We start from the raw sequence: 14,794 nt of genomic DNA on the forward strand, positions 1-14,794 counted from the left end.
AATAGCGATGTTTCCCGATCAATTTTCCAAGGCATCGAACGACAATATCAAGAAAGGACCGCCTCTATGTCGATACATCTGAAAACGCGGATCACCGCGATCGGCCCGGAAGTTGCGGATCTCGCCGAAGGCGGCGTTCTCATTCTCTTCGCCGATGGCTCCCCACCCGAACTTGCAGAAGTGTCCGTAATGCATGTCGTGGAAGAAGGGCCTGAAGCCTCCGCGCCTGCCGTCGGAACCCGTATCACCATAGGCTCGCTCAACGCAGAAATTACTGCCGTCGGCGACAGCGCATGGCAGAAAGTACGCGAAATTGGCCATGTTGTTATTTCGTTTACCGGCGCCCAGTCCACAGATCGTCCGGGTGAAATTTGCGCCAGCGAAATTGCCGGCGAAGAGCTTGTTTCTGTCCTGAAAGAAGGCCAGATTATCATTATTGGCGGCTAAGACCTCGCCAAATATATCGTCAAAATTGCGTGTTAAAACAGATAATTGGAATAGCTTCCGGCAAACAAGCTGCTGGAATGTTTCAGGTGTCGCTTTGAGGCTTATATAAATGGAACGCTCGACTATCGTCCGGGTGCACGAAGGGCTGCATGCACGCCCAGCAACCCGCTTCGTTAAACTGGCCAAGGGTTTTGAAAGCGACATCGAAATCGCCAAGGCAGGAAAAAGCGTCAGTGCCAAAAGCTCCGTCAAGCTGATGCTTCTTGGTGTCAAAGAGCTTGATGAAGTCACAGTACGCGCCGATGGAGCTGATGCCATTGAAGCAATCGAAGCACTGATAGGCTATCTGGAAAACCCTCAAGCTGGCCTTGAAGAAAACAGCGCTGCAGCACCAGACATTCAACCGAAGTCGGCGCCTACTGTTCTACCAGCAACAATCGCAAAGTTACCCAATGGCCAAATAAAGGGTGTCGGTGCAAGTGAAGGCGTTTCTTTAGGCACTGCGTTTGCGTTCTTCCCGGAAGAAATCAAGCCGCTCGGTCGAAAGCTCGCAACTTCTGAAATTGAAAACGAAGTTGCCCATTTCAAATCGGCAATCGCAACTGTGCAACAACGCATGGATGAATCGCTCACCACAGGAAACCTCGCGGATACAGATCGCGGCATCATTGCAGCATTGAAAGATATTGCGGCTGATGACAGCCTGACTGAAGAAGCTATCTCGCTCATTCGCGGGGGCATGGATGCAATTTCGGCAATGCTAGGAGCGGCATCCACAGTTGCCGGACAATTTGCGGCACTTGACGATCCTTATCTCAATGCACGCGCGGATGATGTGCATGCCGTCAGCCGTCAAATTTGCCTCGCCCTTCTCGGCAAAGAAGACATCAATCTGGAAAGCTTACCGGCAGGGTCCGTACTTATCGCCGAAGACATTGGTGCGTGGGATTTGGCGCGCGCTCCGCTCAAAAAAATCAAAGGAGTTGTTTGCGGACATGGCGGTGCAACGTCGCATGTTGCAATCATCGCCCGCACGCATGGCATACCCGCCGTTTTGGGCCTCGGAAGCGCCGTTCTGCAGCTCAAAAATTCTAAAATCGTTGCTGTTGATGGCAGTAGCGGCATCGTCCATTCGGACCCGGATGCAGCCACTCGCAACGACATCGAAGCACGTATTGCCGCAACATTGCAGGAAAAGCAGGCGCTTGATGCTTATCGCTCGATAATCCCTCGACGCGCAGACGGGACCATCATCGAAGTCGCAGCCAATATGGGCGCGCTTGAAGAAATCGACGTCGCCCTTGAAGCCGGTGCCATGGGTGTTGGACTTTTCCGCACCGAGCTGCTTTTCATGAAGCATATTCACTTGCCGTCTGAAGACATGCAGACTGAAACCTATTCAGCGCTTCTCAAAGCATTTGCACCGTATTCGGTTATTGTCCGCACTCTTGATATCGGTGGCGATAAACCCATTGCAGGTATCGAGTTTCCTGAAGAGGAAAATCCTTTCCTTGGCTGGCGCGGCATTCGCATGTGTCTGGATCGTTTGGACGTGTTCAAACCGCAGCTGCGCGCCTTGTTGCGCTCAGCCGTCAACGGCAATCTCAAGGTGATGCTGCCGATGATCTCGGATGTCGAAGAGATCCGTGCAACCAGGCGACTGATTTCAGAATGCATCAGCGAACTTAAAAGCGAAGGCAAAGCCTATGCGGAGTTCGATCTGGGTGTGATGATCGAGACGCCTGCAGCTGTGTTCGCTGCCAGAGAGCTCGCAAAGGAAGCCGCCTTCTTCTCCATCGGCACCAATGATCTCACACAGTATGTGATGGCCGCTGATCGGCTAAACCCTACTGTCGCCAAGCTAAACGATGTAAGCCACCCGGCTGTCATGGCCGCAATTGAGATGACCGCAAAGGCGGGCACCGAAGCTGGCATCATGGTCGGCATGTGCGGCGAAGCAGCAGGCAGGCCCGAACTCATTGGCGAGTTTCTGCGCATGGGACTGACAGAACTCAGTATGAGCCCGGCTTCAATTCCGCGCGCAAAAAAGGCTATTACGGATATGTTGGCAAACTAGGATATCGCTTAGGTTGCATAGCTAGCCCGGATCTTAGTATCCGGGCTTTGCTTTATGGCAGGTGCGCAATCAAGGTCTTGAAAAGATTTTCAAGCTGCGCCTGATCGCGGTCTTCGGTAGCCTGCATCAGACGCTCATCCCGCGCATCCAAAGCCAAAATGGCACTTTCCAGCGGATCAATTCCCTCCAGATCGGCGGCTTTGGCCGTCACCAAACCACATGCCAAGCCGACAGCAGCGAAACACATCGTTTCAAATCTACGCAAGGCTTGGGGGTCGCAATGGCCATCGAGTGAGATAAAGCGAACCGGCTTTTCCGCAAGAAACTGGAGGAAAATTGCCGTGACGGCCTTGGCAGTTTCATTGATTTTTTTGTCACCCGCTTCGGCGGCAAATGCGCTCTTCAATAAAGCCCCATGCTTGCGCATCACTTTTGCATGGACCGTGACGAACACAGCCTCCTGGATCAGCACATTCTGCAGCTGATTGCGACGAAGTACCTCCTTCGTGAGATAGTACATATCCTTGCGGAAAGAGCGCACGCCTTCCGATCCACTACCAAAATACACTGCCAGACTTTTGATATGGGGCGCCCTGTTATGGACAGTCGGATTAGACGAAATCAACGAAATGGAGATTGTTTCAGCCGTCGTCAGCGCCTTATCCATCATGCTTGCTGCATGACCCAGAAGCAGTTCCGGCGACACGATTTCACCCGGCCGGGGAGCTGCCTGTTCGCCTTGCAAACTTTCATGACGATTGCGACGAATCATATATCGAACCTCGCGCAGACGGTCCTTCAGATTGACTGCAATTTCTTCCGAAAGAATGCGTAACATATTCATTTTCCTTAACCGCAGCGCCATCAGTATAGCATGGACAGAGCGCATGAATTATTGTTTGCCTTCACATGGAAAAGCAATAGGTTCGCTTTAAGAGTATCACTTCTATAATGCAGTAATGCGCCAATAATTTGAGGGATTATTTTGAAAAAAGCCGGCAAGAAGACTCAAAAGAATCTGGAGACAGCTGACCTCATCATTGGATCGGAAGGCGTTGCCGCAGAAAACCGCACGAGCCGGTTGAGAACGCGTGCGGCGTGGATGTATTACGTCGAACAAATGACCCAAAACGACATTGCAGAAGCGCTCGGTGTCGGTCGCGTGACCATCGTTCGCCTTCTTGCTGATGCTCGTGCGCGCAATGAAGTAAAGATTACCATCGAAGGCAAGCTGGCAAGCTTGACCGCACTCGAAGTGGAGCTGGAAAAGACCTTCGGTCTGGAGCGCGCTATTGTAGCGCCGCTCTCATCACCAGATATCGATCCTATTCCACCAATCAGTGCTGCGACAGGCGCTTATCTTTCGGAAAAAGTTCAGCATGGTATGACAATCGGAGTGGGATGGGGCCGAACCCTGTCCAGCACCCTTCAGCATATCGGTGCGCGACCGCTGAATGATCTGAAGGTCATTTCTCTGCTCGGTGGCATCGTTCAACCGCGCCGTTCTAACCCGCCGGAATTTGCCTGGCAGTTCGCGCAGATTTTTCAGGGTGAAGGATATTTGATCCCCGCGCCTGCATTGGTTGATAGCAAGGAAACGCGGATAGCCCTTATCGAGCGTTGTGGGCTCAATACCGTGCTCGACATGGCTGAAGAGCTCGACATGGTTCTGCTTAGCGTTGGTGACATTCAAACCGCAAGCAGCACATCTTATCGTGTCGGTTTGATTGACGAACAGCAGAAGCTCTCGCTTATTGAAAATGGCGCTGTTGGCGACGTGCTTTTCCACTTTTATGACAAGAGTGGCAAGATCGTGGATGATCCCGTGCATGACAGGGTAATGTCGGCCAAAATCGAAAGCCTTCAAAAATCACCGCAACGCATTCTCACATCGGGCGGGAAAGAGAAGATCGCTGCCCTGCTTGGCGCAATCGAACTTCTGAGGCCAACAGTTCTCATCACCGATGAAGAAAGCGCTGCACAGATGCTTAAAGACAGAGCGCAATCAGACTAAAAACAAAAAAGCACATCGTCACAAAACGATGTGCTTTCTTTTTCAATCACCGCAACTAAGCATCAATTGGTAGCCATTGCGCACTCTTTAAGGATTTGCAGCACAGCACCACGCTCTTCAATTTGTGGCATATGTCCACATCCTGCAAAAATGTGGATGCCCACTTTTCCTGGCAAGCCGTGTGCATGGGCAACGGGAATAACCCGATCCTCTGCCCCGAAGATGAGCCGCACCGGTATAGCCAGCGACGTAATGCTTGAACGAACCTCAAAAGTCTGCGTGCCATCCGCGAAGAACCTGTCGCCAATCGCGCCTTGCGTGGTGCGCAATTCTGCGTCGGAAGCTTGCGCAACCGTTGCATTAATGAATGGCTTCGTCAGATGACTCTCATCGGCAACGAGCAGCTTCAACCAGGGAACGATGCTTGCTTCGCTTTTCGCGCCGATAAGACCCGTTATGAAAGCACCATTGACCTGCGGCCCCAAACCACCTGAAGAAATCAGCAGTAGAGAACGCACATCAACAACACCACGCGCAGCGGTGACTGTGGCAACTGCTCCGCCAAGCGAGTGACCTACCAATAGACATGACGTCACACCGAAGGCCGCAAGCGTCGTTTCGACGGCAGCGGCAATGTCATCTATGCTTTCAGGAACGACACGTGGTGAATTGCCGTGTCCCGGAAGATCAAGTGCCAATATCGGATGACCGAGCGATGCCCCGGCAAACAATCCACGCCATGAGTTGAGGTCAGCCGCAAAGCCGTGGATCAAAACAATCGGCAAACGATTGGCCTCACCCTCACGCAACCAGACTGCGCTTAACTGACCAATGGCAGCACCATCTGTGTTTGTGCGTACAGACGATTTAGTCTTTGCAGCCAACGGCTTTGTGACGGCGACATTGCTTTCAACGTCCTTTTTCTGGACACGACCTTTGGGTCCAGAACCCAAGACACTTGCAAGATCAACGCCCGCTTCACGCGCAAGGCGACGTGCAAGCGGCGTTGCCCGTACACCATCAGCCGAGTCAACTGCATCGTTTTGGGAGGACTTAGGCTCAACTTGTTGTTGGACGGCTGGTTCAATGACGGTGTTGACGGAAGCTGGAACAGGCTTCTCTTCGACAACAGGTGCTGAAGTCCCAACTCGCTCTTCGCCTTCATCATAAATCCAGGCGACAGTCTGGCCAACTGGCACAACAGCGCCTTCCACGGCACTGATATCCGCAATAGTTCCTGATGCCGGAGCATCGACTTCCATCGCAGCCTTGTCAGTCTCAATTTCAAAGAGAAGCTGGCCCTTCGTGACAGTATCGCCATCTTTGGCGTACCAGCGCGAAATCTGCCCCGTCTCCATATCCATATCGACCTTGGGGAGAATGACTTCGACAGCCATGGTCAGCGTACTCCCTTAGCCAGATCACGCGCGCTTTTCAGGATATCAGGCACCTGTGGAACGGTTGCGCGTTCAAGGTCGGGATTATACGGAATTGGAGTTTCCGCCCCGCCAAGACGCACAATCGGTGCATCAAGATAATCAAAAGCATCGCTTTCTGCGATGATCGCGGAAATTTCAGCACCAATACCAAGTGTCTTGACCGCTTCATAAACGCATAGAAGCTTGGAAGTCTTCTTCACGCTTTTAATGATGGTTTCACGATCAATCGGACGCACGGTGCGCAGATCAATCACTTCAACATCAATGCCTTCTTTGGCGAGTTCTGCGGCAGCATCAAGCGCCTTATGAACCATGATTGCGGTGGCGACGATGGTAAGATCGCGGCCTTCGCGCACCACATCGGCCTTGCCGATCGGCACAGTGTAGAATCCTTCAGGTACGGGACCCTTGGTCTTATAAAGGAGCTTGTGCTCGAAAATCATGACTGGATCAGGATCTTCAACGGCTGCAAGTAACATGCCTTTTGCATCATAGGGCGTTGACGGCTGCAGAACCTTGAGGCCGGGAACATGGCCCAGCCATGCTTCAAGGCTCTGGCTGTGCTGCGCTGCAGCGCCCGTTCCCGAACCCGCTGGAAAACGCATGACCAGCGGAACCGAGACCGCGCCACCAAGCATATAGCGGATTTTTGCGGCCTGATTGACTATCTGCTCCATCGCCAAAGCGGCAAAGTCAGAGAACTGGAATTCAAAGATCGGACGCATGCCGGTAAGTGCCGCACCAACGGCAACGCCGGCCCCGCCGAGTTCGGAAATCGGTGTATCCATAACGCGGTCTTCGCCAAAGCGATGGACCAAATCACCGGTCACCTGAAATGCGCCGCCATAGACGCCGATGTCTTCACCCATAAGAAACACGCGTTCGTCGCGCTCCATGGCAATTGCCATAGCTTCCTGGATGGCTTGCGAATAGCTCAACTCACGGATTGTCGTGTCCATCTTCAAATATCGTCCGTGTAAACGTCGCGGGTCAGGTTGGTCAAATCAGGCGCAGGGCTGTTCTTGGCGAATTCAATCGCGTCAGCTATTTCCTTCTCGACCTCAGCACGTATTGCCTCGATCTCGGCATCATTGATGAAGCCATAAGCCTTCATATCAGCCTCAAAATGCGCAATCGGATCGCGATCATTCTGCCAATGTTCGATTTCTTCCTTGGTGCGATAGCGGTTGCGGTCGCTCTTGGAATGCCCCCTGATGCGGTAAGTCTTATTTTCAATCAGCGTTGGCCCATCACCGCGCCGTGCGCGTTCTGTGGCGTTATTGACGGCCTCTGCCACTTCCGACAGGTTGTTTCCGTCGACAATTACGCCCGGCATATTATAGGCCGAGGCACGGTCAGCCACGTTTGCAACCGCAGTCGACCGCTTCGTCGACGTCGACATGCCGTAGCCATTGTTTTCGCAGATGAAAACGACCGGGAGCTTCCAGACGGAGGCCATATTGAGTGCTTCATGAAACGCGCCCTCATTATTCGCACCGTCACCAAAAAACGACACGACAACCTTGCCATTTTTCTGCTTCTTGGCAGAGAGTGCTGCACCGACAGCAATCGGAATACCACCGCCGACAATGCCATTTGCACCAAGATTACCCTTGGACACGTCAGCAATGTGCATCGAGCCGCCCCGGCCTTTGCAATAGCCGGTTTCCTTGCCGAAAAACTCGGCAAACATGCGCTTCACGTCTGCCCCCTTGGCGATGCAATGACCATGACCACGATGAGTCGAGGTGATCATGTCGTCATCATTCAGCGGCAGGCACGAGCCCATTGCACTAGCTTCCTGCCCGATGGACAGATGCATCGTTCCGTGAATAAGACCGCGTGTGTAGCTTTCTTCCGCACCCTCTTCAAAGCGGCGGATGAGATACATTTTATGCAGCGCTTCCTTAAGCTGATCCGGGGAGTAAGTACGGAAAGCATAAGGCAAGTTGTGACGGTCACCCGTATCCTGCGGTTCGACTTTTTTGGCTTGAACCATGGTTTTTTGTCCTCACGCTCCGTAAACGAGCTTGTCTTGACGCGCGCGCAGTTCAGCAATCTTGGAACCGGGGGCGACTGCAGCATTATCGTAAGTGATGAGTTCACCCTTCTTGATCGGCTTGGTTACACTGCCACCCTGCAGAAGGCCGCAAGGAATGGCGTGGGCACTAAGTGCCTCGCCGGTGGTCATTATCCAGGCGCGGTAGCAATATTCGCCAATGGCATCGAGCTTTTCGCCGGGCTGCATGTCCTTCTTGGCAACGGCAGCCACTTCAGCGACAGGCGTTGAAAGTGGAACCATGTCCGGCTTTCCGTAAAGCACGACGCGCGCACAGGTGAGTGGCACTTCTAGAGAAGTCAGGTGGTATGGACGATGGAATGTGAAGTATGGCCCCTTACCCATCTTCAAATCTTCCATGCGTTCGGAAATGCGCGGATGGGACATGTCAGCGACGACGAAGACGCCGGGAGCAACGCCCTTGCCAATCGAATAATCAACGACACCGACCTTCGACAGCACGCCGCCGTCTTTCTCAGGGATCAGGGTCTTATTGAGCTGATCAAGCGTTGCTGCAGGGCCATGCATGCCGGCTTTATCGGGGACCAGTCCGGTAGCATTGGCGATGGCAGCCATTTCGACCATGGTCTTTGAACCATCCACGAATTCAACCAACATGCGCACGTTCATATTACGGCGCGTTGCTTCTTCCAGATACTCGTCTGGAATAGCGTCGATGTTGAGCGGGTTATTCTTACCCTTGCCAGCAGCCACAATCGGGTGGCCCATTGCGGTCACAAACTCGATCAGTTCCATACAGGATGACGGTTCATCACCTGCGCCCAGCGAATAGGTCACGCCAAGACGTTCCGCTTCGGCTTTCAGATAAGCGCCGATGGTGACGTCAGCTTCCACATTCATCATGACAAGATGCTTGCCATGTTCCATTGCACGAAGACCGATCTCAGCACCGACAGCCGGAACGCCCGTCGCGTCGATCACAACATCGATAAGATCGTTCTCAAGAATCAGATTAGCATTATCGGTTACGGCAACCTTATGCGCTTCCATCGCAGCGGTGAGATCAGAAGCCGTGGAAACCTCACGACCATGACCTTCTTCCTGAAAGGCGATATCGACAGCTTTAAGGGCGTTTGGAACGCGCAGTTCGGAGATAGCACCGACTTCGATACCCGGCATATGCGCAACGCGTGTGACGATATCGGTGCCCATTTCACCTGAGCCAATCAGTCCGATGCGAATTGGTCGCCCACTATCCGCCCGGGCCTGCATATCACGTGCCAAACCTGTCAACGCCACGTTGGTTGCCATCGTTTCCTCCTGAACGTCCTTGCGAAACTTTCGCAGTCTCCTCTGATAACCTATCGATTAATGAACATTTGTTTCTAAGTCAATACCAGTGTTCATTCTATGCGACGTCAACCCTCCTCGAAATGCCGTCTTGTTATTCAACTTTAGTTTGCTATAGAATACAAATGTTCTGCCGTTTCGCTCAATTCTCATTTTGAACAGTCGATACGTGCGAGCTAATAATGGCGTTCTGTGAGCTCGGCGCACTTTGGAAGTGTCCGGGGGGAGGAGATTAGAATGGACGCATTTCTGAGCGGACTAAAAACGGCAGTCGATACGCTTGGGGCAACAGTCCTGCTGCCTGTCGTAATTTTCATTATTGCAGTGATACTCGGGGCAAAAGTTGGCAAAGCCTTTCGCGCCGCCATAACCATTGGCGTCGCTTTCATCGGTATTAATCTGGTACTCGGCCTTATGTTCACCTCTATCGGTGAAGTGGCTCAAGCCATTGTGACCAACACCGGCATTAAGCGCGACATCGTTGATGTTGGCTGGCCATCCGCTGCGGCAATTGCCTTTGGTTCATCCGTGGGTCTCTGGGTTATCCCGGTCGGCATACTGGTCAACATCGTTCTTCTGCTGCTGCGCTGGACGCGCACACTGAATGTGGACGTTTGGAACTTCTGGCATTTTGCTTTCGTAGGCTCGCTAGTTGTCGCGGCAACCGATAACCTTGCTTACGGCATCATCGTTGCAGCAATGGTTGCGGCACTGTCCTTGTTGTTTGCGGACTGGTCGGCGCGCGCTGTTCAGCAATTCTACGGCATACCCGGGGTTTCCGTACCGCATCTGGCTTCGGCACAAATTCTGCCAATTGCCATCGTGCTCAACTGGATCATGGATCGCATCCCTGGCATCAACAAAATCAATATCAGCACCGAAACCATTGAACGTCGCTTCGGTGTGTTTGGCGAACCTGTTGTTCTTGGTCTGATTATCGGTCTGGTGCTTGGTCTTATCGCTTTTTACAATGCTGGCGATTTCGGCACAATCCTCGCCAAGGTTCTCGGCACAGGTATGACGCTTGCAGCTGTTATGCTGCTTCTGCCACGCATGGTAAAAATCCTCATGGAAGGCCTGTTGCCAGTATCTGATGCGGCGCAGGAATTCGTGCGTAAACGTACTGGCGACCGTGAACTTCTTGTCGGTCTCGATTCTGCGATCCTCATCGGCCATCCGGCGGCAATCTCGTCGTCGCTGATCTTGGTGCCGATTGCGATTATTCTGTCGGTGATCTTGCCGGGTAACCGCGTGATCCTGTTTGCCGATCTCGCTGTGATTCCGTTCATCGTTGCCATGACTGCACCGCTTCTGAAAGGAAACGTGTTCCGCATGGTCGTGGTGGGCACGATCACTTTGGCTATCGGCTTCTATGTTGCCAATGCACTTGCACCACTGTTCACCAGTGCCGCAGTTGCATCGGGCTTCAAGCTGCCTGAAAACGCTCTGCAGATTACTTCAGTGGTGGATGGATTCCTGTGGGTGCCTTACATCATTATCTCAGCTATCCAGTGGCTTGGTGCTATTGGTATCGCTGTGATAGCCGTTGTTATTGCTGCACTTTTCATGCTCTATCGCCGCAATACATTGGCGTGGGAACGCGCGGCCGGTGCAGAGGATGAACCTGCGGACGAGATAACCACCTAACAGTGGAAATCACCTTTGCAATATAATCTAAGCCGCACGTCGATCTCGGCGTGCGGTCTTTTTCAAACGGAGAATGGAATGGCTGCTGGTCTGATTGATTATCTCGACCCACAAGCGATTGAGCTTCAGAGCGAAGCGAAAACCAACGAAGAGATTATCCGGATATTGGCTGGCAAGCTGGAGAAGCTGGGTTATGTCAAGCCAAGCTATGCCGACGCTGTCGTCAGCCGCGAATTGATAATGCCGACAGGATTGCCGCTTGAGCGGGACGATAACGTTGCAGTGCCTCACACCGATCCTGAGCATGTAATCAATGCTGGTATTGCATTCGCGACGCTGAAATCGCCTATCCAGTTTGCCAATATGGAAGATCCGGAAGAAGCTGTCCCAGTTGGATATGTGTTTTTGCTTGCCATCAATGACAAGGACAAACAGATTGAGACTTTGCAGCAGATCATGGCAACCATTCAGGATGCTGATGCGCTCGACAGGTTGAAAGCAGCGCGCACGATTCAAGACGTTGAGGCCGCACTGCAATAACGACTAACCATCCTACGGGCGCAGGTCTTTACAACTGAATTCGAGACAAGAAAAATACGATATTTGCGCATTTCATTGAATGCACGAACACCAATTGGAGGAAACCATGGCTAAAATGAAAACAATTCTCTTCGCTTGCGGCACAGGTGTTGCGACATCTACGGCAGTGAATGCAGCCGTTACCGAAGAAATGAAAAAGCGTGGGCTGACCTTCAATGCTCAACAGGCAAAAGCAACGGAAGTTCCTTCTCTTGCCGACAATGTGGATTTCATCGTCTCCACAACGCCTATTTCGGCTTCAGTTACCAAGCCGGTCATCAAGGGCCTACCCTTCCTGACCGGCATCGGCAAAGATAAAGCATTCGACGACATCGAAGCTGAATTGCGCAAATAATCACGGCTGACTGAAGCTTTAAGAGATGGAGGCCGGTAGAGCTCGTATCTCACCAAAACTGACGAAAGCGCTGGCCCACCAGCGCTTTTATGCTTTCTGAATGACGCGAACGCTCTGACCACCACCGATGTCGACCAATTGCGTGATCGGAGGCAACTGATGCACATCATGAGTGCCAAAACTTTCTGGATAAAACCCGAAGCCTTCTGGCGCTTGAGGCGGACTTCTTTCATCAATCAGAGGCGCACCCGACAATTCTGTCATAGGATCTGGAATGGCCGATATCAGTCGGCGTGTGTAGGGATGCGTCGGGTTTGAAAATATCCGGTCCCATGGGCCGCTTTCAACAATCTGCCCGAAATACATCACAGCCACACGGTCGCTCATGTGCTCCACGACGCTCAGATCATGACTGATCATAATATAGGACAAGCCCAGCCGATCTTTAAGTTCCAGCAGCAGGTTTATGATCTGCGCGCGGATAGAAACATCAAGTGCGGAAACGGGTTCATCAAGCACGATAACTTTCGGATTAAGCAGCAGAGCACGCGCTATCCCGATACGCTGGCGCTGGCCGCCTGAAAACTCATGTGGGTAACGCTTTGCCTGCTCTGGTTTCAGGCCGACAAGACGCAAGATTTCTTCAACACGTCCATCCACTTCGCTGCGAGACTTCACTCCATGAAGCCGCAACGGGGCAGCAAGCGACGTATAAACCGTCTGACGCGGATTAAGAGAAGCGAAAGGGTCCTGAAAAACCATTTGCGCCATTTTCGCGCGCTCTAATCGTGAAGGCTCATCCCTGTCTGTGATAGGTCTTCCTTCAAAGTAAATTTGCCCGCTCGTTGGCTTCTGCAAGCCAACAATGGAGAGTGCGAGTGTGGATTTGCCGCAGCCGGATTCTCCGACAATGGACAGGCACTCACCTTTGTTCAAGGTAAGACTGAGATTGTTGACAGCACGCAGCAATTGTGTCGACCGGCTGAATATGCCGCTACTTATAGGAAAGTGAACACTAAGATCATCAATACTGACCAAAGGCTCTGCAAATTTTGTCGAATGCATGTCATTCATGATGAAAGCACCTCACTGAGCCTGCATCTTGCAACGGCGTCCATCCGGGTTTTTCAGCCCGGCAGATGTCTGTCGCGCGCGTACAGCGTGGCTCAAACCTGCAACCTTGCGGGAATGCCGAAATTGAGGGAACAACACCTTCGATTTCCTGCAATTGGCGCTGACCTTCCTTCTGGCGGGAGCCAAGCTGTGGAAGCGAGGCAAGAAGACCATGGGCATAAGGATGCGTCGGATGATGAAAGAGGCCTGCGGTTACTCTTTCTTCGACAAGATGTCCCGCATACATGACCCCCACGCGCCGGCACATCTTGGCAATGACACCAAGATCGTGACTAATCATAAGCACCGAAGTGCCTCGTGCTGTGCAAAGTTCCTGCATCAGACGCAGAATTTCTGCCTGAACAGTCACGTCGAGCGCGGTCGTGGGCTCGTCCGCAATCAATAGATCAGGGTTACAGGCCAGCGCGATGGCGATCATCACGCGCTGGCGCATACCGCCTGACATCTGGTGCGGATAGTTCTTCACGCGTTGCTCAGGCGCAGGAACCTGAACGCTGCCCAGCGCTTCGACTGCCTTTTGCTCGGCCTCATGCCATGTTGCGCCCTGATGCAGTACGAACATTTCTGCGATTTGCCGACCAACAGGAGACAAAGGGTTAAGAGCTGTCATCGGCTCCTGAAAGATCATCGCGATCCGATTGCCACGCAGCTTTCGTATGTCGCGCGATGACATGGATTGCAGATCCTGCCCTTTGAACCGGATCGCGCCCCCTGTGACCAAAAGTGGCTTGCGCAACAGTCCAATCATCGACAGAGCGGTAATGCTCTTTCCGCACCCGGACTCTCCAACAAGACCAAATGTTTCACCAGCGCCAATTGTAAAGGACACGTCTTCGACCACGTTATGTCGGACGGAACCCGAAGCGATGTCGATGCGAAGGTTTTCCACCTCGAGAAGTGCTTTTTCACTCATACCTTACGCGTCCTCATATGCGGGTCGAGCCAATCACGCAGGCCATCACCGAAAAGATTGAGCCCAAGCACGGTAAAAAAGATGGCAAGGCCGGGAAAAATTGCCGCCCATGGCGCGCTGACAATCAGCTCACGTGCATCGGTGAGCATATTACCCCAGCTTGGTTCTGGGGGACTGATACCGAGGCCAAGGTAAGAAAGTGCGGCTTCCGCCAGAATGGCGTCGCCCATACCAAGCGTACCGATGACGAGGATTGGTCCGATCATATTCGGCACAATCTGTGTGATCATGATGCGAACATCGCTGTAGCCAAGCATCTTCGCCGCCTGAATATAGCCTTGCTTTTTAAGCGATAGCGTTGAGCTACGCGCAATGCGGCATGTCCATGACCAGTTCGTCAAACCGAGTGCAAGCAGGAGGCTCGGCAGACCGGGTCCGAGAACTGCCATGATCGCCAGAGCAAAAATCAGCGAAGGTATAGCCAGCATCAGATTGGTGAGGCCGTTCACGAAATCATCCCACCAGCCACCAAAATAGCCGGCCGAAATGCCAAAGCAGAGCCCGATAACTGTGTTGATGCACTGCGATACGACACCGACGGTCAAAGAGACCTGCGCACCATAAAGGATACGAGAATAGACGTCGCGCCCTTGCGCATCAGTGCCGAACCAGAACTGCGCGTCTGGAGGCAGTTCTGCATTCATCAGGTCAGCATCGAGAACCGGATTATAATGGGCCAGTAGCGGCGCAAACACTGCAGCCGTCATAATGATAGCGCATACAAGGCCGCCGAATACGAGATTGAAACGGAATTTCATT

General features: G+C 52.6%; 14 protein-coding genes. 6 read left to right on the plus strand and 8 right to left on the minus strand.

Annotated elements, in window-relative coordinates:
• Positions 1–66 precede the first annotated feature (66 nt).
• Positions 67–447 (plus strand): PTS glucitol/sorbitol transporter subunit IIA, encoded by a 381-nt coding sequence (locus QBD00_RS14470; protein ID WP_191792648.1) that lies wholly within the window; start codon positions 67–69, stop codon positions 445–447.
• 109 nt (positions 448–556) lie between these two features.
• Positions 557–2,524: a phosphoenolpyruvate--protein phosphotransferase gene (gene ptsP / locus QBD00_RS14475; RefSeq protein ID WP_318579839.1), complete on the plus strand. Its 1,968-nt coding sequence runs from the start codon at positions 557–559 to the stop codon at positions 2,522–2,524.
• Positions 2,525–2,576: 52 nt separating this feature from the next.
• On the opposite strand, the gene QBD00_RS14480 is transcribed toward ptsP, so the two are convergent.
• The gene (locus QBD00_RS14480) at positions 2,577–3,362 is read right to left on the minus strand and encodes a hypothetical protein (protein ID WP_318579840.1); all 786 of its coding nucleotides are present in this window, start codon (positions 3,360–3,362) and stop codon (positions 2,577–2,579) included.
• 147 nt (positions 3,363–3,509) lie between these two features.
• On the opposite strand from QBD00_RS14480, the gene QBD00_RS14485 reads away from it, so the two are divergent.
• Positions 3,510–4,538 carry a sugar-binding transcriptional regulator gene (locus QBD00_RS14485; RefSeq protein ID WP_318579841.1) on the plus strand — a complete coding sequence of 343 codons (1,029 nt, stop codon included), beginning with the start codon at positions 3,510–3,512 and terminating at the stop codon, positions 4,536–4,538.
• 62 nt (positions 4,539–4,600) lie between these two features.
• Here the strand turns inward: QBD00_RS14485 and QBD00_RS14490 are convergent, their stop codons facing one another.
• The 4 genes from QBD00_RS14490 to QBD00_RS14505 are packed head-to-tail and all read right to left on the minus strand — an operon-like array spanning position 4,601 to position 9,308.
• Complete coding sequence (locus tag QBD00_RS14490; protein ID WP_318579842.1) at positions 4,601–5,935, minus strand: acetoin dehydrogenase dihydrolipoyllysine-residue acetyltransferase subunit; 1,335 nt, start codon at positions 5,933–5,935, stop codon at positions 4,601–4,603.
• Positions 5,936–5,937: 2 nt separating this feature from the next.
• Positions 5,938–6,936 carry an alpha-ketoacid dehydrogenase subunit beta gene (locus QBD00_RS14495; protein ID WP_151091733.1) on the minus strand — a complete coding sequence of 333 codons (999 nt, stop codon included), beginning with the start codon at positions 6,934–6,936 and terminating at the stop codon, positions 5,938–5,940.
• Positions 6,937–6,938: 2 nt separating this feature from the next.
• On the minus strand, positions 6,939–7,976 hold the full coding sequence (locus tag QBD00_RS14500; protein ID WP_151091735.1) for a thiamine pyrophosphate-dependent dehydrogenase E1 component subunit alpha: 1,038 nt from the start codon (positions 7,974–7,976) through the stop codon (positions 6,939–6,941).
• Between the two features lie 12 nt (positions 7,977–7,988).
• Positions 7,989–9,308, minus strand: a complete 1,320-nt coding sequence (locus QBD00_RS14505) for an NAD(P)H-dependent oxidoreductase (RefSeq protein WP_264231402.1) — start codon at positions 9,306–9,308, stop codon at positions 7,989–7,991.
• A gap of 276 nt (positions 9,309–9,584) precedes the next feature.
• Here QBD00_RS14505 and QBD00_RS14510 point away from each other — a divergent pair, with 276 nt between their 5' ends.
• The 3 genes from QBD00_RS14510 (at position 9,585) to QBD00_RS14520 (ending at position 11,928) form a co-directional block, all read left to right on the plus strand.
• Entirely contained in the window at positions 9,585–10,994 is a 1,410-nt protein-coding gene (locus QBD00_RS14510) for a PTS galactitol transporter subunit IIC (RefSeq protein ID WP_151091740.1), read from the plus strand.
• Positions 10,995–11,072: 78 nt separating this feature from the next.
• Entirely contained in the window at positions 11,073–11,534 is a 462-nt protein-coding gene (locus QBD00_RS14515) for a PTS sugar transporter subunit IIA (RefSeq protein WP_318579843.1), read from the plus strand.
• 106 nt (positions 11,535–11,640) lie between these two features.
• Positions 11,641–11,928 (plus strand): PTS sugar transporter subunit IIB, encoded by a 288-nt coding sequence (locus tag QBD00_RS14520; protein ID WP_024896488.1) that lies wholly within the window; start codon positions 11,641–11,643, stop codon positions 11,926–11,928.
• A gap of 87 nt (positions 11,929–12,015) precedes the next feature.
• On the opposite strand, the gene QBD00_RS14525 is transcribed toward QBD00_RS14520, so the two are convergent.
• The 3 genes from QBD00_RS14525 to QBD00_RS14535 are packed head-to-tail and all read right to left on the minus strand — an operon-like array spanning position 12,016 to position 14,793.
• Positions 12,016–13,002, minus strand: coding sequence for an ABC transporter ATP-binding protein (locus tag QBD00_RS14525; RefSeq protein ID WP_318579844.1), 987 nt, complete (start codon positions 13,000–13,002; stop codon positions 12,016–12,018).
• Positions 12,995–13,975 carry an ABC transporter ATP-binding protein gene (locus QBD00_RS14530; protein ID WP_151091746.1) on the minus strand — a complete coding sequence of 327 codons (981 nt, stop codon included), beginning with the start codon at positions 13,973–13,975 and terminating at the stop codon, positions 12,995–12,997. The genes QBD00_RS14525 and QBD00_RS14530 overlap by 8 nt, the downstream gene beginning before the upstream one ends.
• Positions 13,972–14,793, minus strand: a complete 822-nt coding sequence (locus QBD00_RS14535) for an ABC transporter permease (RefSeq protein WP_318579845.1) — start codon at positions 14,791–14,793, stop codon at positions 13,972–13,974. The genes QBD00_RS14530 and QBD00_RS14535 overlap by 4 nt, the downstream gene beginning before the upstream one ends.
• Position 14,794 lies beyond the last annotated feature (1 nt).

Origin of the sequence: Ochrobactrum sp. AN78 (genome assembly GCF_029909885.1) — a bacterium.
Lineage (GTDB): Bacteria > Pseudomonadota > Alphaproteobacteria > Rhizobiales > Rhizobiaceae > Brucella > Brucella quorumnocens.

Coding starts and splice junctions, on each gene's coding strand:
- QBD00_RS14520 (WP_024896488.1), top strand. CDS start 11,641: ATGGCTAAAATGAAAACAATTCTCTTCGCTTGCGGCACAGGTGTTGCG.
- QBD00_RS14505 (WP_264231402.1), bottom strand. CDS start 9,308: ATGGCAACCAACGTGGCGTTGACAGGTTTGGCACGTGATATGCAGGCC.
- QBD00_RS14530 (WP_151091746.1), bottom strand. CDS start 13,975: ATGAGTGAAAAAGCACTTCTCGAGGTGGAAAACCTTCGCATCGACATC.
- QBD00_RS14515 (WP_318579843.1), top strand. CDS start 11,073: ATGGCTGCTGGTCTGATTGATTATCTCGACCCACAAGCGATTGAGCTT.
- QBD00_RS14495 (WP_151091733.1), bottom strand. CDS start 6,936: ATGGACACGACAATCCGTGAGTTGAGCTATTCGCAAGCCATCCAGGAA.
- QBD00_RS14510 (WP_151091740.1), top strand. CDS start 9,585: ATGGACGCATTTCTGAGCGGACTAAAAACGGCAGTCGATACGCTTGGG.
- QBD00_RS14535 (WP_318579845.1), bottom strand. CDS start 14,793: ATGAAATTCCGTTTCAATCTCGTATTCGGCGGCCTTGTATGCGCTATC.
- QBD00_RS14490 (WP_318579842.1), bottom strand. CDS start 5,935: ATGGCTGTCGAAGTCATTCTCCCCAAGGTCGATATGGATATGGAGACG.
- ptsP (WP_318579839.1), top strand. CDS start 557: ATGGAACGCTCGACTATCGTCCGGGTGCACGAAGGGCTGCATGCACGC.
- QBD00_RS14525 (WP_318579844.1), bottom strand. CDS start 13,002: ATGAATGACATGCATTCGACAAAATTTGCAGAGCCTTTGGTCAGTATT.
- QBD00_RS14470 (WP_191792648.1), top strand. CDS start 67: ATGTCGATACATCTGAAAACGCGGATCACCGCGATCGGCCCGGAAGTT.
- QBD00_RS14480 (WP_318579840.1), bottom strand. CDS start 3,362: ATGTTACGCATTCTTTCGGAAGAAATTGCAGTCAATCTGAAGGACCGT.
- QBD00_RS14500 (WP_151091735.1), bottom strand. CDS start 7,976: ATGGTTCAAGCCAAAAAAGTCGAACCGCAGGATACGGGTGACCGTCAC.